Here is a 23,065-nt window from a genome sequence, read left to right as displayed (position 1 = left end):
TGCCTTGATCACGGCTCAAGCCGCCTCTTCATGCTCAATAAGCGCCCACAACCTTGCCGCCTCGGCGAACTCCAGCATGTCGGCCAACTGGTCTGCGTCAACGTCGCCGCGTCGGTGCGCGAAAACCGCGAGCTCGGCAAGCACTGCGGCCCTGCCATCGGGGTCGGCCACCAGGGCCGGCTGGTCATTCAGCTCATCCAGCCACGCCGATGGCAGGCTCAACATTTGACCGTCCACAGCTGATCGATCCGCGTCGTATAGGATTGGCTCATCATCTCCCTCCTCATGCCCCAGTCCGGGGCTGCCGGCACGCTGGCGGCTCGCATCGTCCCCCTCCCCCAGCGCCCGTTGATGTCATCCATCACCTGCATCAGTCGGTCACAGGCCACTGATTGCTTGAGCGCAAACAAGTCCTCTGAAAATTCACCTGGTTGCCGCAGGTCCATCAGCAGCACTTCTGCCTTGCTGTAGCGAAACCCTGGCCTGAAAATTCGCCCGACCGCATCGGTGGCCAGCCGGGTCATCAGCAGCGTGTCGCAAGTTGGGTATGGCAGTTCCACCAGCGCGCCCTGTGCGTGGTGCGCCTCATCCGGGTTGAACATGCCGGTGCGGATGCTGACGCGCATGCGCTTGCACACTGAGCCCTGGGCCCGGAGCTTTTCCGCTGCTCGGCCAACGTACGTGGCCACTGCCTGCTTGATGGGCGCCAGCTCTGTCAGCCGCTTGCCGAACATCCGGCTGCAACAGATTTCCTGCTTCGGGGGTTCGGCCTCGTCCAGTTCCAGGCACGGCGTGCCGGCCAGCTCGCGGGCAGTCTTCTCCACCACCACACTGAATTTCTGCCGCAGCGTCCAGGCATCAGCCTTGGCCAGATCCATCGCCGTGTGAATGCCCATCGCCTCGAGGTGGGCGGTCATTCGCCGGCCAACACCCCATACCTCTTTCACCTCTGTGTTGCGCAGCACCCAATCGCGCTTGAACGGATCGGTAATGTCGACCACCCCGCCCGTCTGGGCCTGCAGGCGCTTGGCCGTGTGGTTGGCCAGCTTGGCGAGCGTCTTTGTGCCAGCGATGCCGACACCCACGGGGATCCCAGTGCACTGGAAGATCCTGGAGCGCAGGGTTCGCCCGAACTGCGTCAGGTTTTCCTGAATGCCCGACAGATCGGCGAAGCATTCATCAATGCTGTAGACCTCAGTGTCAGGCACCATCGATTCGATCAGGGTCATGACGCGCTCGCTCATGTCGCCGTACAGCGCGTAATTACTGCTGAAGGCCATGATGCCGTGGCGGCGCAGCTTATCCTTTGCCTGAAAATACGGCTCGCCCATCTTCACGTAGGGCTTCGCATCGTACGACCTGGCGATCACGCAGCCGTCATTGTTGCTCAACACGACAATCGGGGTCTTGGTCAGGTCCGGCCGGAATACCCGCTCGCAGCTCGCATAGAACGCGTTGCAATCGATCAGCGCAAATACCGGGTCACTGCGCATGGTCGCGAACGCTGTAACGCACGACGCCCCAAATGACCAGCTCGTCGCCCTCCATGATGTACCGTGGTGGGTAGGCAGGGTTTTCCGATTTCAGGATCACCACGCCGTCGCGACGGTGGAGGCGCTTGCAGACCGGTTCGCTGTTTACGGCGGCAATCACCACGTCGCCGTGCTCGGCCTCGCGACCGCGGTCTACGATGACGATATCGCCCGAGTAGATCCCTGCACCTTGCATGCTGTCACCCTCGACTTTTACCAGATACACATGGGGCGCACGCAGGTCGAACAGTTCATCAAGGGAAATATGACCTTCCAGATGGTCCGCTGCAGGCGATGGGAACCCCGCAGGAACGTGAAACGAATAGAGCGGTAGCGGTGCGGTGCCGCCGGTTGGCGTACCCAGGGATGTGATGGTCATGACGGAAGGTCCAATGCAAACTGTATGCATATACAGTAAATCTGGCATCGGCTGCCCGGTCAATCCTGGGCGATGAAATTTCTGACGGGCGAGAGGTGGAAGATGTGCGGACGGTACTCGATCTATGAGTCGATGGATCACTACCTGCGCCAGCTATCGCTGGACCTGGTGGTAATCAATGGCTACGACCACGCGCCAATCAGCCGCTACAACGTGGCGCCGTCGACCCGGGTAGAGGTCATACGCCAGGTGGAGGGAGGACTGAGTGTGGATCGGGTCAAATGGGGATGGTCGCCGTTCTGGGCGAAAGGGAAACGTCCGGATCCGATCAATGCCCGGGCCGAAACGGTGGTAACGGGCAAGTTCTTCAAAGGGCTGTGGCCCGCAGGCAGAGCACTGGCACCGGCAAATGGCTGGTTCGAGTGGATTCCTGATCCGGCGGACCCAAAGCGAAAGCAGCCTTTTTACATCACCAGCGCGGATGGCGCGCCGCTGTACTTCGCGGCACTTGCAGAAGTGCACCAGAACATCGAGCCTGACGAGCGCGATGGTTTTGTGATCATCACAGCAGCAGCGGATCAAGGGCTGATCGATATCCACGACCGCAAACCCTTGGTCTTGTCCCCTGAGCTCGCCCGGGAATGGATCGCACCCACTACGTCGCCGCAGCGAGCTGCGGCAATCGTGGAACAGGGCTGCCGGCCCGCAGCAGATTTTCGCTGGTACCCGGTCAGCAAGGCGGTGGGTAATGTCAGAAATGAGGGGGAATGGTTGGTTACGCCACTGGACAACGAAAAGCTGTAGGGTCAGCTAGAGTTTGAGGGGTACAAGCACCGTGAGGTAACCATCATGTTAAAACAAGAAGCAGACGACGTGATTGAACGTATAAGGGACGACCTGCAAAGGCACGGGGTGTTGATAGGCTACGATCCAGAGTTCACGACTGCCGAGTTCGGCTGCGACCTGGACCACCACGTTGCCCAGGTCAGAAATGATCCGGAAGAGCGTGTGGCATGCATAGTGATACATGATGAAGGCTTGTGGACCCAACTCAGGCAAGGGGCCGTGTATCGCTGCGTCGTCAGTGAATGTAACGGAAAGATCTTCGGCATTCCTATCACCATGGAGCCTAGAGCCGATGAGTCCTACACCATTCAATACAAGCTTTGAGGCGTCAGCGGGGTAGGCGCTGCCCGCGAGATCCTTCTCGCAATCGTGCAGCGAGCCAAAAAAATTGAATCCGGCGGTTGTCTTCTCGGTCAGGAATTAAGAACGCAGTAAATCTGACGAGGTGACAGCAATGACTATCCAGGCAGAGACACTCGCTCAACTGACCGAAGCGCTTCAAAAGCGTGGCATGACCCTAGTATCAGACGTGGCATTCACAAGGGCTCCTTACCGGTACAACCACCGGTGGATCTGTATCGTGGAGTGACAGCCTGAGCGTTAAGCCGGCGGATCCCCTACTCCAAGGAGAGGGCTGATACGGAAACGACCTGGGTTTTCTACGCACAAAGAAAAACCCCGCAGACGTTAATCTGCGGGGCTTTCGAATGGTGGAGGCCGAGGTCGGAATCGAACCGGCGTAGACGGATTTGCAATCCGGAGCATAACCACTTTGCTACTCGGCCTCAAAGGTCGGATCTAGCTGCTTGCGCTTTGCTATCTCCTTGAAACGCTGAACCTTTTTCAAAGTTTGCTGCGTTTCGATGGGCGCCATTATGTCTTCATTCCTTTAACCTTGCAACCCCCTGAACGAAAAAAAATTTCAACGGGTTCAAGGTGTTAGCGCAGGCGACCGAGTTTACTCCATAAGCCCACCACAGTGTTCTCCACCGTGCCACTGGCCGCCATGCCGATCCGCTCTTGCAAGCTCTTGCGCTCGGCGTAGTGTAGGTGGAACAGGTTGGCGTTGCGCGCGCGTGCGCTGAGGTACTCGTCGCTGGTCTGCAGTTCGTCCACCAGCTGGCGGTTGAGTGCGGCTACGCCGAGCCAGACTTCGCCAGTGGCCACTTCGTCGATGTGCAACTGCGGGCGGTAGCGGGCGACAAAGTCCTTGAACAGCTGATGGGTGATGTCCAGGTCTTCCTGGAACTTCTCCCGGCCTTTGTCGGTGTTCTCGCCAAACACGGTCAGGGTGCGCTTGTATTCGCCAGCAGTCAGCACTTCAAAGTCGATATCGTGCTTTTTCAGCAGGCGGTTGACGTTAGGCAACTGCGCCACCACCCCGATCGAACCCACTACGGCAAACGGCGCACTGACGATTTTCTCGCCGATGCAGGCCATCATGTATCCGCCGCTGGCGGCCACCTTGTCGATGCACACGGTCAGCGGGATGCCCGCCTGACGAATGCGCGCCAGTTGCGACGCCGCCAGGCCGTAGCTGTGCACCAGGCCACCACCGCTTTCGAGGCGCAGCACCACTTCATCACGCGCTGTGGCGAGGGTCAGCAGCGCGGTAATTTCGTTGCGCAGGCTTTCGGTGGCAGAGGCTTTGATGTCGCCATCGAAGTCCAGCACGAAAACCCGGCCCTTTTCCTCGGCCTTGCCTTTCTTTTGCTGTTTTTCCGCTTTGGCCTGCTGCTTGCGCAAGGCCTTGAGCTGGGCCTTGTCGAGCAGGCCGGACTCCAGGCGCTCGCGCAGGTCCTTGTAGAATTCGTTCAGGCGGGTGACCTGCAGCTGCCCACCCGGTTTGCGCCGCCCTTTGCTGCGCAACCCGGCGATGGCCGACAGCACCACGAGGATGGCGATGACCAGGGTGGCGGTTTTGGCGAGAAAGCTTGCGTACTCGGCAAGAAACTCCACGTTGACTCCTTAAATACCTGCGCCAAAGCGGCGCGTAACTGTTGCAAGCATACCGCTGCGCCCAAGGTGCTGCCAGCCGGTGTAAACGCTGGCAACACCTTTCAAACAACCTTTTCAAACGCTTGTATGTTTTTTCGTTGACAGCCCGTGTGCTGCATCCTAACCTCGCAGCAACCTCCAAACAGGCCGGAACCTTTCGTGGGCAACCTCTACCTGATCCGACATGGCCAAGCCTCCTTCGGTGCCGATGACTACGACGTCCTCTCGCCCGTGGGCGTGCGCCAGAGCCAGGCCTTGGGTGAGCACCTGGCCCAGCTGGGTGTTCGGCTGGACCGCTGCGTGGCAGGCGACCTGCGCCGCCAGCAGGATACCGCACGGCTGGCCCTGCAGGCCTTGCATGCCAGCGGCTGCCCGGTGCCGGCTGTTGAGACCGACGCGGCATTCAATGAGTTCGATGCCGATGGCGTCATCCGCGCCCTGTTGCCCGGGCTGCTGCCAGAAGAGCCCGATGCCCTGCACATCCTGCGCAATGCTGCGCAACACCGCAGCGAATTCCAGCGCCTGTTCGCATTGATGGTGCAGCGCTGGCACACGGGCGAACATGCCGACGATGGCCTGGAAAGCTGGCAGGCGTTCACCCGCCGTGTACAAGCTGGCCTGGAACGCGTGCTCGATACCGCTGGCAGCGGTGACAATGTCGCTATTTTCACCTCGGGCGGCACCATTGCCGCCCTGCTCCACCTGGTGACCCGTATTACCCCCAGCCAGGCGTTCGCGCTGAACTGGCAGATCATCAACACGTCGCTCAGCCAGCTGAAGTTTCGCGGCCGCGACGTGGCACTGGCCTCCTTCAACAGCCAGGCCCATGTGCAGCTGTTGAGGGTACCGGAGCTTGTCACCTATCGATGAGCCCGGTTTGTTGTGTCCCTGCGGGGACGTGTAAATAACTCTATAAGGAATGCGCCATGACCTCCGTAGCTGATGCCGTCAAAAAGATGCAAGAGAAGTTCAACCCATCCGCTGCCGCCGGCCTGGACCTGGTGTTCGGCTTCAACATCACCGACGAAGACAAGCAATACGCGCTGATCGTCAAAGACGGCACCTGCGAACTGCAGGAAGGCGAAAACCCGGACGCCAACTGCACCCTGGTGATGGACAGCGAAACCCTGAAGGGCATCGTCAGTGGTGAAACCGACGGCATGCAGGCCTTCATGGGCGGCAAGCTGCGCGTTGAAGGCGACATGATGCTGTCGATGAAACTCAGCGAGCTGTTCCCGTCCTGAGGGCTGGGTACACTGGATGATCGAAAAACCGAAGCCTTGGCGGCTTCGGTTTTTTTTTGCCCTGCATTCGGTGCAGTGATCGACCTGCAACACCCTCGCCTATATGGCACTTGGCACGCTTGTTCCAGCGCCGCCAGGCCATTAGATTAGCCAATAGTCCTTGCGATCGAGAATAAGGAAAACGCATGACGCTCACCGACCAGTCCACCCAGGTACGCCCCGGCGAAGAACTCGACGCGGCCGTCATCGACCCTTACCTCAAGGCCAACATCCCCGGCCTGGACGGCCTGCCGAGCATAAGCCAGTTCCCCGGGGGGGCCTCCAACCTCACCTACCTGGTCAGCTACCCCGGCCGGGACTTCGTGCTGCGCCGCCCGCCATTTGGGCAAAAGGCCAAGTCGGCTCACGACATGGGCCGCGAGTTCCGTATCCTCAACCAGTTGAACAGCGGCTTCCCCTTCTGCCCCAAAGCGTATGTCCACTGCACCGACAGCAGCCTGATCGGCGGCGAGTTCTACGTCATGGAACGGGTCAAGGGCATCATCCTGCGCTCGGACATCCCTGCCGAGCTGAACCTTGACGCCAGCCGTACCGAGGCCCTGTGCAAAAGCTTTATCGACCGCCTGGTCGAGTTGCACCAGGTGGACTACAACGCCTGTGGCCTGGCCGACCTGGGCAAGCCGGAAGGCTATGTGCAGCGCCAGATCGAGGGCTGGACCAGCCGCTACGAAAAAGCCCTGACCCCGGATGCCCCGCGCTGGGAAAAGGTGACCGCCTGGTTGCACGATAAAATGCCGGCCGACCATCCGAAGCCCGCCATCGTGCACAACGATTACCGCTTCGACAACGTGATCCTCGACGCCGACAACCCCATGCACATCATTGGTGTGCTTGACTGGGAAATGGCCACCCTGGGCGACCCGCTGATGGACCTGGGCAACAGCCTGGCCTACTGGATCGAGGCCGACGACCCGGCGCCGGTGCAGCTGATGCGCCGCCAGCCGAGCAACGCGCCGGGCATGCTCACCCGCCGCCAGTTCGTGGATTACTACGCCGAGCGGGCGGGTATCGCGTTGGACAACTTCGATTTCTACTACTGCTATGGCCTGTTCCGCCTGGCCGGTATCGTCCAGCAGATCTACTACCGCTATTACCACGGCCAGACCCAGGACAAGCGTTTCGCCCAGTTCATCCACATGAACCGCTTGCTGGAGCAGATGACCTTGCAGGTCATTGCCAAGTCCAGCCTCTGAGCAACGCCCACGACGACGGATAACAAGGAAAACAGCATGTCCAAGACCCACCTGTTCGACCTCGACGGCAAGATTGCCTTTGTTTCCGGCGCCAGCCGCGGCATCGGCGAAGCCATCGCCCACCTGCTGGCCCAGCAAGGTGCCCATGTGATCGTTTCCAGCCGCAAGCTCGACGGTTGCCAACAGGTAGCCGAGGCAATCATCGCCGCGGGTGGCAAGGCGACGGCGGTGGCCTGCCACATCGGTGAGATGGAACAGATCCAGCAGGTGTTCGCCGGCATCCGCGAACAGTTCGGGCGCCTGGACATCCTGGTCAACAACGCCGCCACCAACCCGCAGTTCTGCAACGTGCTGGACACCGACCTGAATGCCTTCCAGAAGACCGTGGACGTGAACATCCGCGGTTACTTCTTCATGTCGGTGGAAGCCGGCAAGCTGATGCGCGAGCATGGCGGCGGCAGCATCATCAACGTGGCATCGATCAACGGCGTGTCACCCGGCCACTTCCAGGGTATCTATTCGGTGACCAAGGCGGCAGTCATCAACATGACCAAGGTCTTCGCCAAGGAGTGCGCCCAGTTCGGCATTCGCTGCAACGCCCTGCTGCCGGGCCTGACCGACACCAAGTTTGCCTCTGCACTGGTGAAAAACGATGCCATCCTGAATGCCGCCCTGCAGCAGATCCCGCTCAAACGCGTGGCCGACCCCAAGGAAATGGCCGGCGCGGTGTTGTACCTGGCCAGCGATGCGTCCAGCTACACCACCGGCACGGCACTGAACGTCGACGGCGGTTACCTGTCCTGATCAGGCTTTGACCGCCACCAAGGTGTAGCTCAGGGGCAGGCGTGCAGGCTGCTCGCGCAAGCGATACTCACCATCGCTGCCCTTGAGCATCTGCCCCGGCAGCGCCTCCCAAGGGATGCTCTGGTGCTCGACCAGTGCCGTCAGTTGCAACCCATGCGCCAGCAGGGCAGTAACGACTTCACCCAGGCCGTGGTTCCATTCGTGGGTTTCGGTATGGGCAAGGCGCTGTTCAGTTGCAACGTAGGTCTGGTCGTTGTGCCACACCGTGGGCGCTTCGTGCTCGAAATACGGGTATTCGAGCTGCAAGCGGTCCTGGTGGTCTTCATTCACGGCCATCAGCATCGGGTGCCCATCGCGCAGGAACAACCGCCCGCCGGGTTTCAGCAGCGCCGCGACCGTACGCGCCCACGGCTCGATGCGGGGCAACCAGCAGAGCGCGCCGATACCGGTGTAGACCAGGTCGAACGTGCCTGCCGGCAGTACCTTGTCGGCGGCATAGACGTCGGACTCGACATACTCGATGGGCACCGCGCAACGCTCGGCCAGTGCCCGCGCTTCGGCCAGCGAAGCCGCGGAATAGTCCAGGCCGCTGACCTTGGCACCAAGACGCGCCAGCGAAAGGGTGTCGGTACCAATGTGGCACTGCAGGTGGACGGTCTTCAACCCTTTGATATCGCCGAGCAAAGGCAGGTCGAAGCGCACGGTTTCGGACAGGTGCCCGGGGCGCTGGACCAGAATCTCGACTTCGTAGTCCTTCGAGGCAGCGTGCAGTGGGGCGCGTTCGTCCCAACTGATGCGGTTGAGTTGCAGTGAACGGTCCATGGTGTCTTCCTTGAGTGGTAACGGCTCATGCTAGTTGCCACTTGGCCATCTACGACACCACTGCATTGCAAAAAATTGTAAAGCCCGAAAAACACCCACCGAGCAAACAACTGGACTGCGCTGGCCCTTGTAGGAGCGGCCTTGCGTCGCGATAGGGCTGCGAAGCAGCCCCAGCAATATGTGCATTTGCGCTGAAACCCTGGGGCCGCTTCGCAGCCCTATCGCGACGCAAGGCCGCTCCTACAGGTCGGCGATAAAGCCGTTACAGGCTCCAGCCTTTACAGGCAGGTAGCCGCCGCTGCCCGGCGCTGCAGCGCCACGCCGTCATTCTTCTGCGCGTAGTAATCCACCCGCGCCCCACCCGCCTGCGGGTAAACGTCCACAAACGCTTCGGCCTCACGGGTATACACGGTAAACCCGCCCTGCTTGCGCGGTTCCAGGTAGCCACTGGCATCGTCGCCGAACACCCTCTCTTCCTGCCAGCTGAACTGGATGCACTGCGCCACCAGCTGCGGCGCCTTGTACGAATCGAGCTGCGCAGTCGGCTTGCCGCCGCGGGCCGTCTCCATGGTCGCAGAAGCACAACCGACCAGTATCAGCGCCGCAGCCATCGGCAGAATCGCACGCATGTTCCATCCTCAGGGTATTGAAAAAGATGCGACTCTAGCACTGGCGGCCATCGCGAGTGAATTGTCACGCGCATGCCGCTGTCGCAGATAAGGTATGCCGCCATCAGGAGCACCACATGAAGCTTCACTATCTGCTACTCGCCGCCCTGCCCTGCCTGCCCCTGGCCGTCAGCGCCGCGCCCTCCAGCGAAGAAAGCATCACCGCCCCGGAAACCCACAATCGCACGCTTGAAGTGGGCGACAAGGCACCGGACCAGTACAAACGTGACGAGCAGGCCATCAAGGACTGGAAGGCCAAAGGGCTGCCCGCACCCGAGAAGGAAAGCCATTGGGTACGCATGGGCGAGCATTACGTGCTGGTGCAGATCACTAACGGTGTAGTGCTGGCGATCCAGCCGGCGTCCTGATTCAACCCGCCTGGATCAATGCCGCCATGTGCACCGTGTTGCGCCCGGCGGCCTTGGCCTGGTACAGCGCAGCATCCGCCTGGGCCAGCAGGTTGGCGGTGCTGTCGTTTGGGCCCGGTACGCCACACCACAGGCCGACGCTGAAGCGCAACTCGATCTGGTCACCGGCAAAACACGCCGGGCTGCGCGCAATGGCCTCGCGCAGCCCTTGCAGCGCAGCCATCGCCCCGCTGCGGTCAGTGCCCGGCAGCAACAGCAGGAATTCCTCACCGCCATAACGGCCCAGGCTGTCACCTTGGCGCAGCCGCTGCTGCAACTGGCGCACGCAATGGCACAGCACCTCGTCGCCGGCCAGGTGCCCATACAGGTCGTTGATGCGCTTGAAATGGTCGATGTCGATCATTGCCACGGCCAGGCTGGCCTGTTGCTGGCGAGCATGGTCCAGCGCCACGGCAAACCGTTCCAGTATCGCCCTGCGGTTGAATGTGCCGGTCAGCACATCGTGCAGCGCCAGGTGCTGCAAACGGGACTCGCTGCGCTCCTTGGCCATCAGCACCAGCCCGATCGAATACATCATCACCGTCGCCGTGCCGATTGCCACGGAAATGCTCTGCTTGAGGTTGCTGGTGTCGTAACGCATTTCCACCGCCGTGCCATTGGCCACCGCGACCACACGCATGCCCAGGCCGACCAGGCTGATCAACGCACCGATCTGCAGCAGCAGGTGGGCCCTGCCCGGCCGCTCGGCATGGCGCCACGCCCAGTAAAGGATCAGCGAGCACTGCAGCATCAATACCAGTGTCGCCAGCAGCATGCGCGGCTCCAGCGTATCGAGCAGCAGCATCATCCCCACCAGCATGCAAGCGGGGATGACGAAAATGACACGCCAGGGCACCACCTGCTCACGTACCCGGAACAGGCTGGCGGTGTACAACGCCAAGGCCAGCGACAGCAAGCTGTTGCCCAGCCCATAGCTGACCCACAGCGGGGCCTGGGCATAGACGGTGTAGCAGACATAAGCCAGGGCATGCACCAGCAGCCCGCAACCCGTGAGCAGCAGGTTGTCACGGCGATTGCTGCGCCCGACCAGCAACAGGCAGAAGGCCAGAATGGTTGCAACCAAGGCAACGGCGGCGAACAACGTGGGGGTGTGGGCGATCATCGTGATTCACCGAGTGGCAGATTGCCGTCTTGGCTGCGGCTTACCTCACAGTCTAGGGGGACATTGCGCACTCGACCATGACCGAATGGGACAGAACAGCAGCCCTCAAGCTCGCCGCTTATCACTGCAGCGACAATTTTTTGCCCGCCCGGGAAACCAAATGGATCATTCCCAGTCTCAGGAAGTGTCCCGTAAACCATTGCGGATCAAGGACCTATATCGTGATGACCCGCCTTGCAAGCCTTTCGCTGATTGCTGCCGTCCTGCTGACCGCAGGCTGCCACAGCCACCGCTACCATGACGACGACGATGGCTGGCGCGACCGCGACCGTGGCCACCGCCACCACCATCGGCATGACCGCGATGACGATGACAATCGTCAGTACCGCGGTGACCGCGACTACCGCTGAAGCGTCTTTGCACCCCTGACCTGCCGCCCGCTGCGCGGCACTTTAACCTGATGATTCCTTTGAGGTTCGTATCATGCGTCTGACTCTGCCTTCCCTTGCCCTCGGCCTGCTGCTGTGCCAGGGCGCTTTCGCCGGTGACGGTACTGCCGCCATTGGCGGTGGCCTGGGTGGTGTGCTGGGTAACGTTGTCGGTCAACAACTGGGCGGCAAGACCGGCGCGGCCATCGGTGCCGGCGTCGGCGGCGCAGCCGGCAGTGCGGTAGGTGCGCGCAAGGGCAACCGTACCGAAGCCGCCATCGGCGGTGGCCTGGGCTCGGCTGGCGGCTCGCTGCTGGGCGGCGCGGTGGGCGGCAAGACCGGCTCCACCGTCGGTGCCGGCCTGGGCGGCGCGGCCGGTGGTGCCCTCGGCAACCACTTGGGTGATGACAACCGCGGCAGCAAGAAGCACCGCCGTCACCGTCACTGATTACCTGACTCAGGGGCTGCTGCGCAGCCCATCGCCGGCAAGCCAGCTCCCACCTCGACTGCATTGGGCCGCAAGGCATGTGCAATCCTGTGGGCGCCTGGCTTGCCGGCGATGGGCCGCATAGCGGCCCTTTTTGTTGCAGCACATCAACACCCCCTTCATCACGAACTGGCACACTGGCTGCTACTGTCTATCGTGCCCCGTGTGAAGGAACACCCCCTCCCCATGAACCAAGATCTGCTCTGGGTCCTCGGCCTGCTGGCCATCGTCGTCGTCTTGTTCATCATCAATCGCCCACGCATGGACGTGGTCGCACTGATGGTGATTCTGGCCCTGCCGCTACTCGGCATCCTTACCGTGGAGCAGGCCCTGGCCGGCTTCAGCGACCCCAACGTGGTACTGATCGCCGCCCTGTTCGTCATCGGCGAAGGCCTGGTGCGCACCGGTATTGCCTACCGCATTGGCGAATGGATGAGCGAGCGGGCCGGCAATAGCGAAACACGTCTGCTGGTGCTGCTGATGGTGGCCGTGGCCGGGCTAGGGTCGATGATGAGCTCCACCGGCGTGGTGGCCATTTTCATCCCGGTGGTGCTGAGCATTGCCGCACGCCTGCAGCTGTCGCCCAGCCGCCTGATGATGCCACTGGCGTTTGCCGGGCTGATCAGCGGCATGCTCAGCCTGGTGGCCACACCGCCCAACGTGGTGGTGCACAGCGAGTTGGTGCGCAATGGCGAGGCGGGCTTCAGCTTCTTCAGCTTTACCCCGTTCGGGCTGGTGGTGCTGGTGTTGGGCATCGGCTACATGCTGCTGACCCGGCACTGGCTGAACGGCGAAGTGCGCAAGGACGGCCGCGTGGAAACCCGCCGCACCCTGCTGGACCTGGTGCTGGACTACAAGCTCAACGGCCGTGAACGGCGCCTGCGTATACGCCCTCATTCACCGCTGATCGGCCACACCCTCGGCGAGCTGGAGTTGCGCACCCGGCACGGCGCCAACGTGATCGGCATCGAGCGCCAGCACAAGTTCACCACACGGGTGATCGGCGCCGACTCCAACACCGTGCTGCACCAGGGCGACGTGCTGCTGCTCGACCTGTTTGCCAACCGCGACGACTTGCGCAGCCTGTGCCAGACCATGCAACTGGAGCCACTGCACTTCAAGGCGGCTTATTTCATCGATCAGTCCCAGGAGCTGGGCATGGCCGAGGTCTCGCTGCCACCGGGCTCGCAGCTGATCGGCAAAAGCATTCTCGAACTGGCCTTCCGCACCCGCTTCGGCCTCAACGTGGTGGGCCTGCGCCGGGAACAGGCGGCGATCGAAGCGCAACTGGTGGAAGAACAACTGCGCCTTGGCGATACCTTGCTGGTGGTCGGGCCGTGGAAGGCCGTGCGCCAGTTGCAAAGCCAGCCCAAAGACTTCCTGGTACTGAGCCTGCCCGCCGAGATCGACCAGGTCGCGCCAGCCCGCACCCGTGCGCCGCAGGCATTGCTTAGCCTGGCGGTAATGGTCGGGCTGATGGTGAGCGGTGCCGTGCCCAATGTCATCGCGGCCTTGATCGGTTGCCTGCTGATGGGCGCCGGCCGCTGCATCGACATGAACAGCGCCTATCGGGCCATTCATTGGCAAAGCCTGGTGCTGATCGTCGGCATGCTGCCATTCGCCCAGGCACTGCAAAAAACCGGTGGTATCGACCTGGCGGTGGGTGGGCTGGTCAGCGTGCTGGGTGGCGCCGGCCCCAGTGCCATTCTCGCCTGCCTGTTCGCCGTCACGGCGGTGATTGGCCTGTTCATTTCCAACACGGCCACTGCAGTATTGATGGCACCGGTGGCTGTCAGTACCGCAGCGCAACTGGGCATGTCGCCCTACCCGTTTGCCATGACCGTGGCGCTGGCCGCGTCGGCGGCGTTCATGACGCCGGTGTCATCGCCAGTCAACACACTGGTGCTGGGCCCCGGGCAATACCGTTTCGCTGACTTCGTCAAAATTGGCGTGCCATTCACCGTGCTGGTGATGGTGGTCACCGTCGTGATGGTGCCGTGGTTCTTCGGGCTGTAACAAAAGCGGAAAAGAATAGAGGCTATTTGACATTATCTCGACCGATCGCGGCAGATTGACATCAAGTGGCCTGACGAAACACACTGGGGGCAATTGCCCCAGGTGCTTCAAGGCGTTGTCCTGGATTTCGTTTCCGCTTGCCGGTCGAGTTCATGGTTTTTCCAGCCCAATCGCGCTTGTTGCCTTACGTCGTTCTGCTTTGCCTGACCTTTGCCCTCACCCTGGGCGGCATTCTGGCACGCCCGATCGAATCGCTGTCGCTGTTCTGGCCAGTGAACGCTGTGTTAGCCGGCGTGCTACTGCGCTACCCCCGCCAGGCCACATTGACCGGTTTCAGCCTGGTCTGGCTGGCCATGGTCGGTGCCGACCTGCTGTGTGGCAGTGCCTGGGTGCCGGCCCTGTGGTTCAACCTGTGCAATCTTGGTGTGGTGGTCACCCTCTGGCAGCTGCTGTCGCGCTTGCCCCGCCTGCACCGGCGCATGCGCACGCCGCACGGCGTTCTCAGCGTGTTCGCCGCCTGTGCCGCCGCCGCCATGGTGGCGGCCAGCATGGCAGCGGTCATGGCTGCACCCTGGTTCGAGCAATCCTTGCGCGCCACCTGGCTGGCCTGGTTCAGCGAACAGTTCTCGACCAGCGTGCTGGTGCTGCCAGTGCTACTCACCGCGCCCTCAGTACGGGCCCTGGTGCGCGGGGGTGCCCAGGCCATCCGCCTGGCGCCGCTGCTGGTGCTGCTGGTCTCGCTGGCGGTCAGCATTGCCTTTGGCGGCCCCGGTGCCATTGCCTTCCCGATTGCCGCCTTGCTGTGGTGTGCCTGGACGTACTCGCCATTCATGGTTTCGCTGCTGACACTCACCGCCGGCAGCACCTTGATTGTGGCGGTGGCGCAAAACCTCATGCACTTCAGCGTGCCGCAAAGCGAGCCTGGGGTGACCACGCTGATGTCGGCGCGCCTGGGCATTGCCATGCTGGTGCTCGGCCCACTGGTGGTGGCCTGCGTCAGCCAGGCCAACCGCAGCCTGATGGCCCGCCTGGCGCACCAGGCCACCATCGACCACCTGACCGGCGTGCTCACCCGCAGCGCCTTCACCCGCCGCGCCAACGCGCTGCTGGACAGCCGCCAGCAGCATGCCCAGGCGCTGCCACTGACCCTGATGATGCTGGACATCGACCACTTCAAGTCAATCAACGATGCCCACGGCCACGGGGTTGGTGACCAGGTGCTGCGCCAGTTCGCCAGCACCCTGCAAGACCAGTTGCACAACGATGAACTGCTCGCGCGCCTGGGCGGCGAGGAGTTTGTCGTCATTCTCCCGGGCCTTGCCCCAGAACGTGCCAAGTTCACCGCCGAACGCCTGCGCCGCGCGGTACAGGACCTGCACGTGGTGCAGGCCGACCAGCGCCTGCAGATTACCGTGAGTATCGGCCTGGCCGGCTGTGACGCCAATATCCCGGCCCCCAGCCTGGATGCGTTGCTGGCAAGTGCCGACCAGGCGCTGTACCGGGCCAAGGCCCATGGCCGCAACCGCGTCGAACAGGCAGAAGCACAGCGCCAGGTGGTGTGAGTCAACCGGCCAGCAAGTCCCACGACAACTTGGCGATCAGCACGCATAGCAGTATCAGGAACAGCCCGCGCACAAAGCCTGCGCCCTTGCGTACCGCCAGCCAGGTGCCGGTAAGTGCCCCGAGCACATTGCACGCGGCCATGGGCAGCGCGATGGCATACAGCACGTTGCCCGAAGGCACGAAGAACACCAGCGCCGCCAGATTGGTGGCAATGTTCACCACCTTGGCCGAGGCCGAGGCGTGCAGGAAGTCCAGGGCAAAAAAACGGATAAACAGGAAAATCAGGAAGCTGCCGGTGCCAGGGCCGAACAGGCCATCGTAAAAGCCGATCGCGCCACCGATCAGCACCGCCAGGCACTGCTCCTTGCGGCCGATGTGCGCAGGCTTGTGCAGCGTGCCGAAGTCTTTCTTGATAAAGGTGTAGATGGCCATCAGCACGATCATCACCAGCACGGCCGGGCGCATCACACTGGGCGGCACCAGTGACACCGTGGCCGCGCCAGCGAACGACATGACAAAGGCGCTGAGCGCCGCCGGCACGATCAGCCCCCAGTCCAGCGTCACCTTGCGAATGAACGAGCGCGCCGCGAAGGCCGTACCACAGACCGACGCCAGCTTGTTGGTACCGAGCAAAGCCGCTGGCTGCGCGGTGGGCAGCACATTGAACAAGGCCGGGATCTGGATCAGCCCGCCGCCCCCCACTGCGGCATCGATCAGCCCAGCAGCAAAGGCGAACACAGAAAGCACAGCAATATCCATCATGACGCAGTTCCAGGCAGTGAAGACGCCTGCAAGGCTAATCAAAGTGTCGCGCTTGTGTTGAAATGCCGTATTGCAAAAACTGCAACAAGGAGCAGGCAATGGCATTGGACATGTTGCGGGAAATTCAGGCATTCGTCAGCGTGGCGCACAAGCGCAGCTTCGTGGCCGCCGCACGTGCACTGGGGCGCTCACCCAGCGCGGTAACCCGCGCGGTACAAACCCTGGAAGACAACGCTGGAAGCAAACTGCTCAACCGCAACGCCAACGCAGTAACCCTCACCGAAGCCGGCGAGCGCCTGCTGCCCCATGCCGAACGCTTGCTGGATGTGCAACGTGATGCTGCCGACGAGTTGGCCGCGCTCAGCGGCAGCGCCCAAGGCTGGATACGCTTTGCCGTGCCGCAACTGCTGGGTGAACATGTATTGCCACAGGTGCTTGCCGAGTTCTCCCGCTGCCACCCCAAAGTGACCCTGGACGTACAGTACTGCGACGAAACCCTCGACCCGCTGCAAGGCAAGTTCGATTTCGTGGTGCGTGGGGCCTTCCCGCAATCAAGCGAGCTGATCGGCTACCCGCTGTGGCCCTACCAGCGCCACCTGTATGCCAGCCCGGCGTACCTGGCGGTGGCCGGCACGCCCCAGCAACCAGAGGACCTCGAAGGGCATGCGCTGATCCTGCACACCGCCCCGCGCATTCTCAAGGCCTGGCATTTTTGCCGCGACGACCGGATCACCAGCCTGCGCCCCAGGCCCCGGCTGCGCCTGGGCTCAGGTGATGCGGTGTACCACAGCACCCTGGCCGGCGCAGGCATCGCCCGCCTGGCTGCCTGGGTTGGCGAAGCACAGGTCAAGGCCGGGCGGTTGGTCCGGGTATGCCCGCACTACCGCCTGACTTCCAGCAGCGGCCAGGACCCGCAGATGCATGCCGTGTACCCTGCTGGCGAGCTGCCGGCGCGGGTGCGCGACTTGCTGACGGCGTTGCGCCGCGCCGGTCTCGCCTGCTGAAACAGCCCCCTGAAATGACTGTTCAATTTCTGCTCAATTTAACAGAGCCCGCCGCGGGCCTGGCTTGCAGCACTTTATCCACAGACCTACCCACGTTTTTTGTGGACAGATTTCCCAACGCAAAGAACGACTTATCGCACAACCAGCAACGCCGTGTTTGCCAGCTTGACCAGCTCGATCCACTCCGGCGTACTGATCACGCCAGCCTGCTCCAGCACCAGGGCATCGCGCAATGCCTGGTCATATCCCTGCTCATCAAGTGTGCCTTCGGCAAGAAAACGGCTACGCCACTCCAGCATGGCTGAAGTGCCTTTCTTGTATTCCATTGATGTATCGACTCCAAGGCAAAAAGACCGGCCCGAACGAGCGGCGGCGTGAGACTACACGAGGCTTTTGCACTTGAGAATGACTTGCACCTACCGCTGGTCCAGCAGTGCAAGAAGGGAGAATACTGGCCAATTGGCCAGGTATTGGGCCCGCCAGTTGAAGTAGACGGGCCGCGCAGGAAAACCCGTTGAAGTCAGCTTGGCGGAATGGTGCCAAGAATACCAATCAGAATGGTCAGTAGCAGAAAACCACCCAGGAACAGCGCCAGCTTGCCCATTGGAACCTCTACAGTTGTGATGCGGGAATGGGCATATTGTCGGGCTTGGGCTGATACGGTTACAGATTCAGGTTTGTGGAAAAAAAGCGGATCAGATGCGGCGCAGATACATTATTGCTACATGAGATTTCAAGACGTGTTACAGGCTCCGGCTGCAATCACGCAGGGTGGCCTGCCCTTCGAAAGGTGACTGAACCCAGCTGACACGGGAAGTCGAGCGCGATTGGGAGCACATGAATTGAAACGCAGTTTGTAGGACTTTTTACTGTGCGCTGTGGGAAGTATCGCGGTAGGGGCGCCAACCTGTATGAAACATCAGTTTCTCCAGCAGATTCGAGCTGCTACGGTCCATTTTTCCTACAACGGCACGGAAGCCTACACCACGAGAAAAGCATGGATCCGTTCAATACTTCGGCCCTGAAGCTACAAAAAAAATTGCTGGACCTGCGCCTTGAGTGTGACCGCTTGAGAAGTGAGGGCAAGGACATGGAAGCGGACCTTCTGGCTGGCCCTATAGCGCGGATTGAAGCGGCTATCAGGCAGTTGCCGGACAGCCTGAAGCCCGTGACCTTGCAGTGACCCCTACTGCTCCCGCAAAGCATGCCCCGGACCTGTAGGAGCGGCCTTGTGTCGCGATAGGGCTGCGTAGCAGCCCCAGCAATTTATGCATTTTCGCTGAAACTCTGGGGCTGCTGCGCAGCCCTATCGCGACACAAGGCCGCTCCTACAAAAGCCGCGCAGCGGTGGCGGATTCAGAACAGCTTGACCGTATAACTCAGGATCAAGCGGTTCTCATCGATGTCGGTGCGGTAGTTGGAGCGCGCCATCACATTGCGCACGCGCACCCCAAGGCCGGCCAGCGGCCCGCTCTGCACCACGTAGGCCAGGTCCAGGTCACGCTCGCGGTCACGCCCTTCAAAGCCCAGCCCGGTGTCCACGTCGCGCCCTTTCACATAACGCAGGGTCGACGTCAGGCCCGGAAGCCCCAAGGCGACAAAGTTGTAGTCATGCCGCACCTGCCACGAGCGTTCGCCCGGCGCCGAAAACTCATAGGTCGGCAGCGTATTACCCATCGGGTTGGTGTTGGCACCCACCTGGATAAAGCCATCATCGCCGCCGATCTGCTGGTAGCCCACGTAAAAGGTATGCCCGCCGGTCTTGGCCGAGAACAGGCTGAACAGCGCATGGTTGTCGTAGTCACCGGCAATCTTGCGGCCGTCCTCGCGGGCATCGAAATAGCCGGCATTGACCCCCAGCGTCCAGTCCCCCAGCGGCTCGGCGTGCTTGAAGCTGTAGAAGCGCTGCTGGTAGATATCCTCCAGTTGCGCCTGCCACACACCGACGCTGGTACGGTTGTCGTTGAAGGCATAGTCGGCGCCAACGTAGTTGAAGCGATCACTGGTAAAGCGCGCCAGCCGCGCCGGGTTGATCGGGTCGTTGACCAGCGCGTACATTTTCTGGCTGTTGGACGAGTCGCGCAGGCTGGTGGAGCGGAACTGGCCGGCATTCAGGGTCAGCCCGGCAAACTCGCGCGACTCCAGCATCGCGCCCTGGTAGGTCGGCGGCAGCAGGCGCAAATCGCTGAACAGCAGCACAGGCAGGTTGGGCATCAACTCGCCCACCTTCAGTTCGGTTTGCGAGACCTTGAACTTGATCGCCGCTCCCAGGCGGCTGTATTCGTCCGCCGACTTGCCGCTGTCCAGGCTGGGCAGCAAACCGGACCTGGCATGCTGCGGGCTGCTGTCGAGCTTTAACCCCAGCAGGCCGGTCACATCCACGCCGACGCCGAGCGTGCCCTGGGTGTAGCCAGAGCTTGCGTTCAGGATAAAACCCTGCGCCCATTCCTGGGTACGCGACTGGGTGCTCGCGCCCTTGATATCGGCATAATCGCGGCTGAAGAAGTAATTGCGCGCCTGCAGCGTGGCGCGGGCACCTTCGATGAAACCGGCCTCTTCTGCCGAGGCCTCGGCGCACAACGCGGCGGCAATACACCCGCCGGCCAGGCACGCAGATGAAGAAAAACGCGGTGCAGTGGAACCTTGCATGGAGCTACTCCTGGATTCGGGCAACAGCAACCCGGCGCGGCGGCCGTGTATGGCCGCCAACGTGCGGGTTGCATCGAGAGAGGGTCGGCAGGCGGGCACCCGGCCCGCCTGCCCTGCCGTTGCTTGAAGCGCTGGGCCGCTAGCGGTTGACCAGCTTCGCCGGCAAGGCGATGACCAGGAAGCAGCTGAGGATCAGGCAGCCGGCAAACACCCACAGCGCGGCGTGCGAGGTACCGGTGAGGTCGGTGACCAGGCCCATCAGTGAGTTGCTCACCAGGCCTGCGATGTTGGCCACCGAGCAGGCCAGGGCGAAGCCTGTGGCAGCCGCAGTGCCTTTGAGGAAGGTCGCTGGCAGGCTGAAGAACACCGGCACCGCGCCGATGATCGCTGCCGAGGCAATGGCGAACAGCGCTACGGTCATTACCAGGTTCTGGCTGAACAAGGTGCTGCTGGCCATGGCGATTGCACCAATGATGAACGGCACGATGATGTGCCAGCGGCGCTCGCGGTGGCGGTCGGAGCTGGCCCCGATCATCAGCATGCCGGCCAGTGCGGCCAGGCTCGGAATGGCCGTGAGCAGACCGATGTGGAAGGTATCGCTGACGCCAGCATCACGGATAAAGGTCGGCATCCAGAAGCCCATGGCGTAGGCGCTGAGCAAAATCGAAAAGTCGATGCCCCCCAGCATCCACACCTTCAGGTTGAAAAAGCCGTCACGGAAGCTGTGCTTGCTGTCCTTGCCCTCGGCATCGTCAGCCGCCAGGTCCGCTGCCAGCTGCGCCTTGTCGTCAGCCGACAGCCACTTGGCCTGCTGGAAATGGTTAGGCAATGCCCAGAACGTGAGAATGCCGAGCAGCACGCTGGGGATCGCCTCCAGCAAAAACAGCCACTGCCAGCCGTGCAGGCCATGCACCTGGTCGAAATGCCCCATGATCCAGCCAGAAATCGGCCCGCCGATCACGCTCGACAACGGCAGCCCGATCATGAACAAGGCAATGATGCGCCCGCGCCGATAGGTGGGGTACCACATGGTCAGGTAGTACAGCACGCCCGGCAGGAAGCCGGCCTCGGCAGCACCCAGCAGAAAACGCAGGACATAGAACTGGGTGGTGGTGGAAACAAACATGGTGCAGGCCGACAGCAGGCCCCAGGTGATCATGATGCGTGCGATCCACAGCTTGGCGCCAACGCGCTGCAGGATCAGGTTGCTCGGCACTTCGAAAATGATATAGCCGACAAAGAACAGCCCGGCACCCAGGCCATAGGCCGCTGTGCTGAACTGCAGGTCTTCGAGCATCTGCAGCTTGGCGAAGCCGACATTGATGCGGTCCAGATAAGCTGCGAGGTAGCAGAAGCACAGGAAGGGGATGAGCCTCCAGGTGATCTTGCTGTACAGCGCTTTAGTGCCATGGTCGATGTCACTGTGGACCGTGGTTGCATTCGCAATTGGCATTTCCTGTCTCCTGGCGGGCGACTTTGTGGTTGTTTTAAGGCCAGCAGTTTTCGACGCGCCGGGCACCCCGCGCACTATACGCGGCGTGCCGGGGCAGCGCCTGAAGACCCCGAGTGCTCCTGCGGGGCGACCACCCGGACAGCAGGCGGTCATGGACGGGCTTCCCGCACCGGTCCTTGATTGTTATTGGTAAGGGTCGCCCGGCGTTCAGCCGGCCAGGCGCCTGAGTTGCTGCATGGCCTCCTGGCGGCTGACGACATCGCCATACTTGCTGTCGATGTCGAACAGGTTGGCTTCGTGCGGGTCGTTGTGGCGATCACCGACACATTCGCGCACCACGATGGTTCGAAACCCGTGCTGCATGGCATCCACCGCACTGGCGCGGATGCAGCCGCTGGTGGAGCAGCCAGCCAGTACCACGGTATCCACGCCTTGAGCATGCAGCAGCGGGGCCAGGCTGGTGGCGAAGAAGGCACTGGCGTACTGCTTGCTCAGCACCACCTCCCCTGCCTGTGGCGCAACGGCTTCACAGAACGCCGCCAGCGGGTTGCCTTCGACCATGTCCTTCATCACCGGCGCCTTGCGCACCCACACGCCGCCGTCAGCAAAATGCGGCGGCTGGTAGCGGATGTTGGTATGCACCACCAAGGTACCGCAGTCGCGGGCCAGCGCCAGCAGGCTGGCGGCCTGTTCGACCGCCACCACCACGCCCGGGGCGTACAGCGGTGCGCCGGGTGTGGTGTAGCCCTGCATGAAGTCGATCATCAACAGGGCCGGCTTGCGGCCAAAGCCGATGCGCTGGCCCCATACGCCCTGGTAGTTGTCGCGGGCACTTTGTGCGTCGCTCATGTCCGTCTCCCGATTTCAGTAGGCGCCCGACAGCAGCGCACCGGCGCCCGGCACGATCGGCTCCAGGTCCAGCGCCTTGAGCATGGCGTAGGTAGTGGCGATAGCAGCAGTGACCACCGGCTTGCCAGTTTGCGCCTCGACCTTGGCCACTGCCGGCAGCGATTGCATCTGCACGCAGGCCGAGAGCACCACCACATCGACGCCCTCAAGATCCATACCGGCGACGATGCCTGGCAGGTTGGCCGGGTCGTGGCGGGCCACGGCGAGGTTGTCGGGGATTTCCAGCGCACGCCAGTCCTGCACCTCGAAGCCCTCCTCGCGGATGTAGTTCACCACCAGCTCGGTCAAAGGCTTCATGTACGGCGCGACGATGGCAATGCGCTTGGCCTTCATCACATGCAAGGCCTCGACCAACGCCCCGGCGCTGGTGATTACCGGTGCCAGCGCGTCGTTGTCGGCGGTGGCCTGCTGCAAGCGCTTTTCCGATTGCCGGTGATAGCCCAGGCCCATGGCCATGATCGCCACCAGGCAGGCGTAGCCCAGCACATCCACCTTGGCGTCAGACAGCTCCATGGCGCAGCGGTCGGACTCGGCGTCCATGGCGGCCAGCTCTTCCTTTTTTACCTGCTTCATGCGCATGCGGCTGGAATGGAAGGTGAAGCGCTCGGGGCGGATCGCCTGGCGCGCGTTGAGCATCGCCGGGATTTCGGTTTCCATCGTGGTGTTCGAGCTCGGCACGATCTGGCCGATGCGGTATAGCTTGGTCATGTCTCGTGCT

The 23,065-nt window shown here is 62.0% G+C and carries 26 protein-coding genes and 1 tRNA gene; 13 read left to right on the top strand and 14 right to left on the bottom strand.

The window, feature by feature from the left end:
* Positions 1-15 precede the first annotated feature (15 nt).
* The 3 genes from N805_RS03285 to N805_RS03275 are packed head-to-tail and all read right to left on the bottom strand — an operon-like array spanning position 16 to position 1,911.
* Positions 16-225 carry a hypothetical protein gene (locus N805_RS03285; RefSeq protein ID WP_019470678.1) on the bottom strand — a complete coding sequence of 70 codons (210 nt, stop codon included), beginning with the start codon at positions 223-225 and terminating at the stop codon, positions 16-18.
* On the bottom strand, positions 219-1,493 hold the full coding sequence (locus tag N805_RS03280) for a Y-family DNA polymerase (protein ID WP_019470679.1): 1,275 nt from the start codon (positions 1,491-1,493) through the stop codon (positions 219-221). The genes N805_RS03285 and N805_RS03280 overlap by 7 nt, the downstream gene beginning before the upstream one ends.
* Positions 1,483-1,911, bottom strand: coding sequence for a LexA family protein (locus N805_RS03275; RefSeq protein ID WP_019470680.1), 429 nt, complete (start codon positions 1,909-1,911; stop codon positions 1,483-1,485). The genes N805_RS03280 and N805_RS03275 overlap by 11 nt, the downstream gene beginning before the upstream one ends.
* A 102-nt stretch (positions 1,912-2,013) precedes the next feature.
* Between N805_RS03275 and N805_RS03270 the strand changes: the two genes are divergently transcribed.
* Positions 2,014-2,715 (top strand): SOS response-associated peptidase family protein, encoded by a 702-nt coding sequence (locus tag N805_RS03270; RefSeq protein WP_026034375.1) that lies wholly within the window; start codon positions 2,014-2,016, stop codon positions 2,713-2,715.
* 45 nt (positions 2,716-2,760) lie between these two features.
* A complete protein-coding gene (locus N805_RS03265; RefSeq protein WP_019470682.1) occupies positions 2,761-3,081 on the top strand; it encodes a hypothetical protein in 321 nt (106 codons plus the stop codon).
* Between the two features lie 387 nt (positions 3,082-3,468).
* Here the strand turns inward: N805_RS03265 and N805_RS03260 are convergent.
* Positions 3,469-3,542: transfer RNA gene (locus N805_RS03260), tRNA-Cys, on the bottom strand.
* 154 nt (positions 3,543-3,696) lie between these two features.
* Positions 3,697-4,716 carry a protease SohB gene (gene sohB / locus N805_RS03255; protein WP_019470684.1) on the bottom strand — a complete coding sequence of 340 codons (1,020 nt, stop codon included), beginning with the start codon at positions 4,714-4,716 and terminating at the stop codon, positions 3,697-3,699.
* A 198-nt stretch (positions 4,717-4,914) separates the two neighbouring features.
* On the opposite strand from sohB, the gene N805_RS03250 reads away from it, so the two are divergent.
* From N805_RS03250 to N805_RS03235, 4 genes are all read left to right on the top strand, one after another.
* Entirely contained in the window at positions 4,915-5,625 is a 711-nt protein-coding gene (locus N805_RS03250; RefSeq protein ID WP_019470685.1) for a histidine phosphatase family protein, read from the top strand.
* Positions 5,626-5,681: 56 nt separating this feature from the next.
* Positions 5,682-5,999: an SCP2 sterol-binding domain-containing protein gene (locus N805_RS03245; RefSeq protein WP_019470686.1), complete on the top strand. Its 318-nt coding sequence runs from the start codon at positions 5,682-5,684 to the stop codon at positions 5,997-5,999.
* A gap of 185 nt (positions 6,000-6,184) precedes the next feature.
* On the top strand, positions 6,185-7,252 hold the full coding sequence (locus tag N805_RS03240) for a phosphotransferase family protein (protein ID WP_019470687.1): 1,068 nt from the start codon (positions 6,185-6,187) through the stop codon (positions 7,250-7,252).
* Positions 7,253-7,288: 36 nt separating this feature from the next.
* Positions 7,289-8,056, top strand: a complete 768-nt coding sequence (locus N805_RS03235; protein WP_019470688.1) for an SDR family oxidoreductase — start codon at positions 7,289-7,291, stop codon at positions 8,054-8,056.
* Here N805_RS03235 and N805_RS03230 read toward each other — a convergent pair whose 3' ends face one another.
* Both N805_RS03230 and N805_RS03225 read right to left on the bottom strand, forming a co-directional pair.
* Positions 8,057-8,878 carry a class I SAM-dependent methyltransferase gene (locus N805_RS03230; RefSeq protein WP_019470689.1) on the bottom strand — a complete coding sequence of 274 codons (822 nt, stop codon included), beginning with the start codon at positions 8,876-8,878 and terminating at the stop codon, positions 8,057-8,059.
* Positions 8,879-9,156: 278 nt separating this feature from the next.
* Complete coding sequence (locus N805_RS03225) at positions 9,157-9,507, bottom strand: hypothetical protein (RefSeq protein ID WP_019470690.1); 351 nt, start codon at positions 9,505-9,507, stop codon at positions 9,157-9,159.
* Positions 9,508-9,623: 116 nt separating this feature from the next.
* Between N805_RS03225 and N805_RS03220 the strand changes: the two genes are divergently transcribed.
* Complete coding sequence (locus N805_RS03220) at positions 9,624-9,914, top strand: RcnB family protein (RefSeq protein ID WP_016487964.1); 291 nt, start codon at positions 9,624-9,626, stop codon at positions 9,912-9,914.
* A 1-nt stretch (position 9,915) separates the two neighbouring features.
* On the opposite strand, the gene N805_RS03215 is transcribed toward N805_RS03220, so the two are convergent.
* Positions 9,916-11,076 (bottom strand): GGDEF domain-containing protein, encoded by a 1,161-nt coding sequence (locus N805_RS03215; RefSeq protein WP_019470691.1) that lies wholly within the window; start codon positions 11,074-11,076, stop codon positions 9,916-9,918.
* Between the two features lie 224 nt (positions 11,077-11,300).
* On the opposite strand from N805_RS03215, the gene N805_RS03210 reads away from it, so the two are divergent.
* The 4 genes from N805_RS03210 to N805_RS03195 all read left to right on the top strand — a co-directional run bounded on the left by N805_RS03210 (position 11,301) and on the right by N805_RS03195 (position 15,569).
* Positions 11,301-11,486 carry a hypothetical protein gene (locus tag N805_RS03210; RefSeq protein WP_016487966.1) on the top strand — a complete coding sequence of 62 codons (186 nt, stop codon included), beginning with the start codon at positions 11,301-11,303 and terminating at the stop codon, positions 11,484-11,486.
* 73 nt (positions 11,487-11,559) lie between these two features.
* A complete protein-coding gene (locus N805_RS03205) occupies positions 11,560-11,952 on the top strand; it encodes a glycine zipper domain-containing protein (protein WP_016498896.1) in 393 nt (130 codons plus the stop codon).
* A gap of 225 nt (positions 11,953-12,177) precedes the next feature.
* Positions 12,178-14,007 carry an SLC13 family permease gene (locus N805_RS03200; RefSeq protein ID WP_019470692.1) on the top strand — a complete coding sequence of 610 codons (1,830 nt, stop codon included), beginning with the start codon at positions 12,178-12,180 and terminating at the stop codon, positions 14,005-14,007.
* 137 nt (positions 14,008-14,144) lie between these two features.
* Positions 14,145-15,569 (top strand): GGDEF domain-containing protein, encoded by a 1,425-nt coding sequence (locus tag N805_RS03195; protein WP_019470693.1) that lies wholly within the window; start codon positions 14,145-14,147, stop codon positions 15,567-15,569.
* 1 nt (position 15,570) lies between these two features.
* Here the strand turns inward: N805_RS03195 and N805_RS03190 are convergent, their stop codons facing one another.
* Positions 15,571-16,332: a sulfite exporter TauE/SafE family protein gene (locus tag N805_RS03190; protein ID WP_019470694.1), complete on the bottom strand. Its 762-nt coding sequence runs from the start codon at positions 16,330-16,332 to the stop codon at positions 15,571-15,573.
* Between the two features lie 98 nt (positions 16,333-16,430).
* Here N805_RS03190 and N805_RS03185 point away from each other — a divergent pair, with 98 nt between their 5' ends.
* Positions 16,431-17,336, top strand: coding sequence for a LysR family transcriptional regulator (locus tag N805_RS03185; protein ID WP_019470695.1), 906 nt, complete (start codon positions 16,431-16,433; stop codon positions 17,334-17,336).
* A 131-nt stretch (positions 17,337-17,467) separates the two neighbouring features.
* On the opposite strand, the gene N805_RS03180 is transcribed toward N805_RS03185, so the two are convergent.
* Entirely contained in the window at positions 17,468-17,662 is a 195-nt protein-coding gene (locus N805_RS03180) for a hypothetical protein (RefSeq protein WP_019470696.1), read from the bottom strand.
* Positions 17,663-18,333: 671 nt separating this feature from the next.
* On the opposite strand from N805_RS03180, the gene N805_RS03175 reads away from it, so the two are divergent.
* Positions 18,334-18,519 carry a hypothetical protein gene (locus N805_RS03175; protein WP_019470697.1) on the top strand — a complete coding sequence of 62 codons (186 nt, stop codon included), beginning with the start codon at positions 18,334-18,336 and terminating at the stop codon, positions 18,517-18,519.
* A 173-nt stretch (positions 18,520-18,692) separates the two neighbouring features.
* Here the strand turns inward: N805_RS03175 and N805_RS03170 are convergent, their stop codons facing one another.
* The 4 genes from N805_RS03170 to N805_RS03155 all read right to left on the bottom strand — a co-directional run bounded on the left by N805_RS03170 (position 18,693) and on the right by N805_RS03155 (position 23,055).
* Positions 18,693-19,985 (bottom strand): OprD family porin, encoded by a 1,293-nt coding sequence (locus N805_RS03170; RefSeq protein ID WP_028613310.1) that lies wholly within the window; start codon positions 19,983-19,985, stop codon positions 18,693-18,695.
* A gap of 139 nt (positions 19,986-20,124) precedes the next feature.
* Positions 20,125-21,438, bottom strand: a complete 1,314-nt coding sequence (locus N805_RS03165) for an MFS transporter (protein WP_016498888.1) — start codon at positions 21,436-21,438, stop codon at positions 20,125-20,127.
* A 207-nt stretch (positions 21,439-21,645) separates the two neighbouring features.
* Positions 21,646-22,287, bottom strand: coding sequence for an N-carbamoylsarcosine amidohydrolase (locus N805_RS03160; RefSeq protein WP_028613311.1), 642 nt, complete (start codon positions 22,285-22,287; stop codon positions 21,646-21,648).
* Between the two features lie 15 nt (positions 22,288-22,302).
* The gene (locus tag N805_RS03155) at positions 22,303-23,055 is read right to left on the bottom strand and encodes a maleate isomerase (RefSeq protein WP_028613312.1); all 753 of its coding nucleotides are present in this window, start codon (positions 23,053-23,055) and stop codon (positions 22,303-22,305) included.
* Between the last annotated feature and the right edge of the window lie 10 nt (positions 23,056-23,065).

Origin of the sequence: Pseudomonas putida S13.1.2, from assembly GCF_000498395.2 — a bacterium.
Classification (GTDB): domain Bacteria; phylum Pseudomonadota; class Gammaproteobacteria; order Pseudomonadales; family Pseudomonadaceae; genus Aquipseudomonas; species Aquipseudomonas putida_Q.
The sequence above is the reverse complement of the archived record's forward strand: the minus strand, read 5'-3'. Positions and strand labels throughout refer to the sequence as shown.

Bases quoted from the DNA above. Each gene is read 5' to 3' on its own strand.
- N805_RS03285 (WP_019470678.1), bottom strand. From the start codon at position 225: ATGTTGAGCCTGCCATCGGCGTGGCTGGATGAGCTGAATGACCAGCCG.
- N805_RS03280 (WP_019470679.1), bottom strand. From the start codon at position 1,493: ATGCGCAGTGACCCGGTATTTGCGCTGATCGATTGCAACGCGTTCTAT.
- N805_RS03275 (WP_019470680.1), bottom strand. From the start codon at position 1,911: ATGACCATCACATCCCTGGGTACGCCAACCGGCGGCACCGCACCGCTA.
- N805_RS03270 (WP_026034375.1), top strand. From the start codon at position 2,014: ATGTGCGGACGGTACTCGATCTATGAGTCGATGGATCACTACCTGCGC.
- N805_RS03265 (WP_019470682.1), top strand. From the start codon at position 2,761: ATGTTAAAACAAGAAGCAGACGACGTGATTGAACGTATAAGGGACGAC.
- N805_RS03245 (WP_019470686.1), top strand. From the start codon at position 5,682: ATGACCTCCGTAGCTGATGCCGTCAAAAAGATGCAAGAGAAGTTCAAC.
- N805_RS03240 (WP_019470687.1), top strand. From the start codon at position 6,185: ATGACGCTCACCGACCAGTCCACCCAGGTACGCCCCGGCGAAGAACTC.
- N805_RS03235 (WP_019470688.1), top strand. From the start codon at position 7,289: ATGTCCAAGACCCACCTGTTCGACCTCGACGGCAAGATTGCCTTTGTT.
- N805_RS03230 (WP_019470689.1), bottom strand. From the start codon at position 8,878: ATGGACCGTTCACTGCAACTCAACCGCATCAGTTGGGACGAACGCGCC.
- N805_RS03225 (WP_019470690.1), bottom strand. From the start codon at position 9,507: ATGCGTGCGATTCTGCCGATGGCTGCGGCGCTGATACTGGTCGGTTGT.
- N805_RS03220 (WP_016487964.1), top strand. From the start codon at position 9,624: ATGAAGCTTCACTATCTGCTACTCGCCGCCCTGCCCTGCCTGCCCCTG.
- N805_RS03215 (WP_019470691.1), bottom strand. From the start codon at position 11,076: ATGATCGCCCACACCCCCACGTTGTTCGCCGCCGTTGCCTTGGTTGCA.
- N805_RS03210 (WP_016487966.1), top strand. From the start codon at position 11,301: ATGACCCGCCTTGCAAGCCTTTCGCTGATTGCTGCCGTCCTGCTGACC.
- N805_RS03205 (WP_016498896.1), top strand. From the start codon at position 11,560: ATGCGTCTGACTCTGCCTTCCCTTGCCCTCGGCCTGCTGCTGTGCCAG.
- N805_RS03200 (WP_019470692.1), top strand. From the start codon at position 12,178: ATGAACCAAGATCTGCTCTGGGTCCTCGGCCTGCTGGCCATCGTCGTC.
- N805_RS03190 (WP_019470694.1), bottom strand. From the start codon at position 16,332: ATGATGGATATTGCTGTGCTTTCTGTGTTCGCCTTTGCTGCTGGGCTG.
- N805_RS03185 (WP_019470695.1), top strand. From the start codon at position 16,431: ATGGCATTGGACATGTTGCGGGAAATTCAGGCATTCGTCAGCGTGGCG.
- N805_RS03180 (WP_019470696.1), bottom strand. From the start codon at position 17,662: ATGGAATACAAGAAAGGCACTTCAGCCATGCTGGAGTGGCGTAGCCGT.
- N805_RS03175 (WP_019470697.1), top strand. From the start codon at position 18,334: ATGGATCCGTTCAATACTTCGGCCCTGAAGCTACAAAAAAAATTGCTG.
- N805_RS03170 (WP_028613310.1), bottom strand. From the start codon at position 19,985: ATGCAAGGTTCCACTGCACCGCGTTTTTCTTCATCTGCGTGCCTGGCC.
- N805_RS03165 (WP_016498888.1), bottom strand. From the start codon at position 21,438: ATGCCAATTGCGAATGCAACCACGGTCCACAGTGACATCGACCATGGC.
- N805_RS03160 (WP_028613311.1), bottom strand. From the start codon at position 22,287: ATGAGCGACGCACAAAGTGCCCGCGACAACTACCAGGGCGTATGGGGC.
- N805_RS03155 (WP_028613312.1), bottom strand. From the start codon at position 23,055: ATGACCAAGCTATACCGCATCGGCCAGATCGTGCCGAGCTCGAACACC.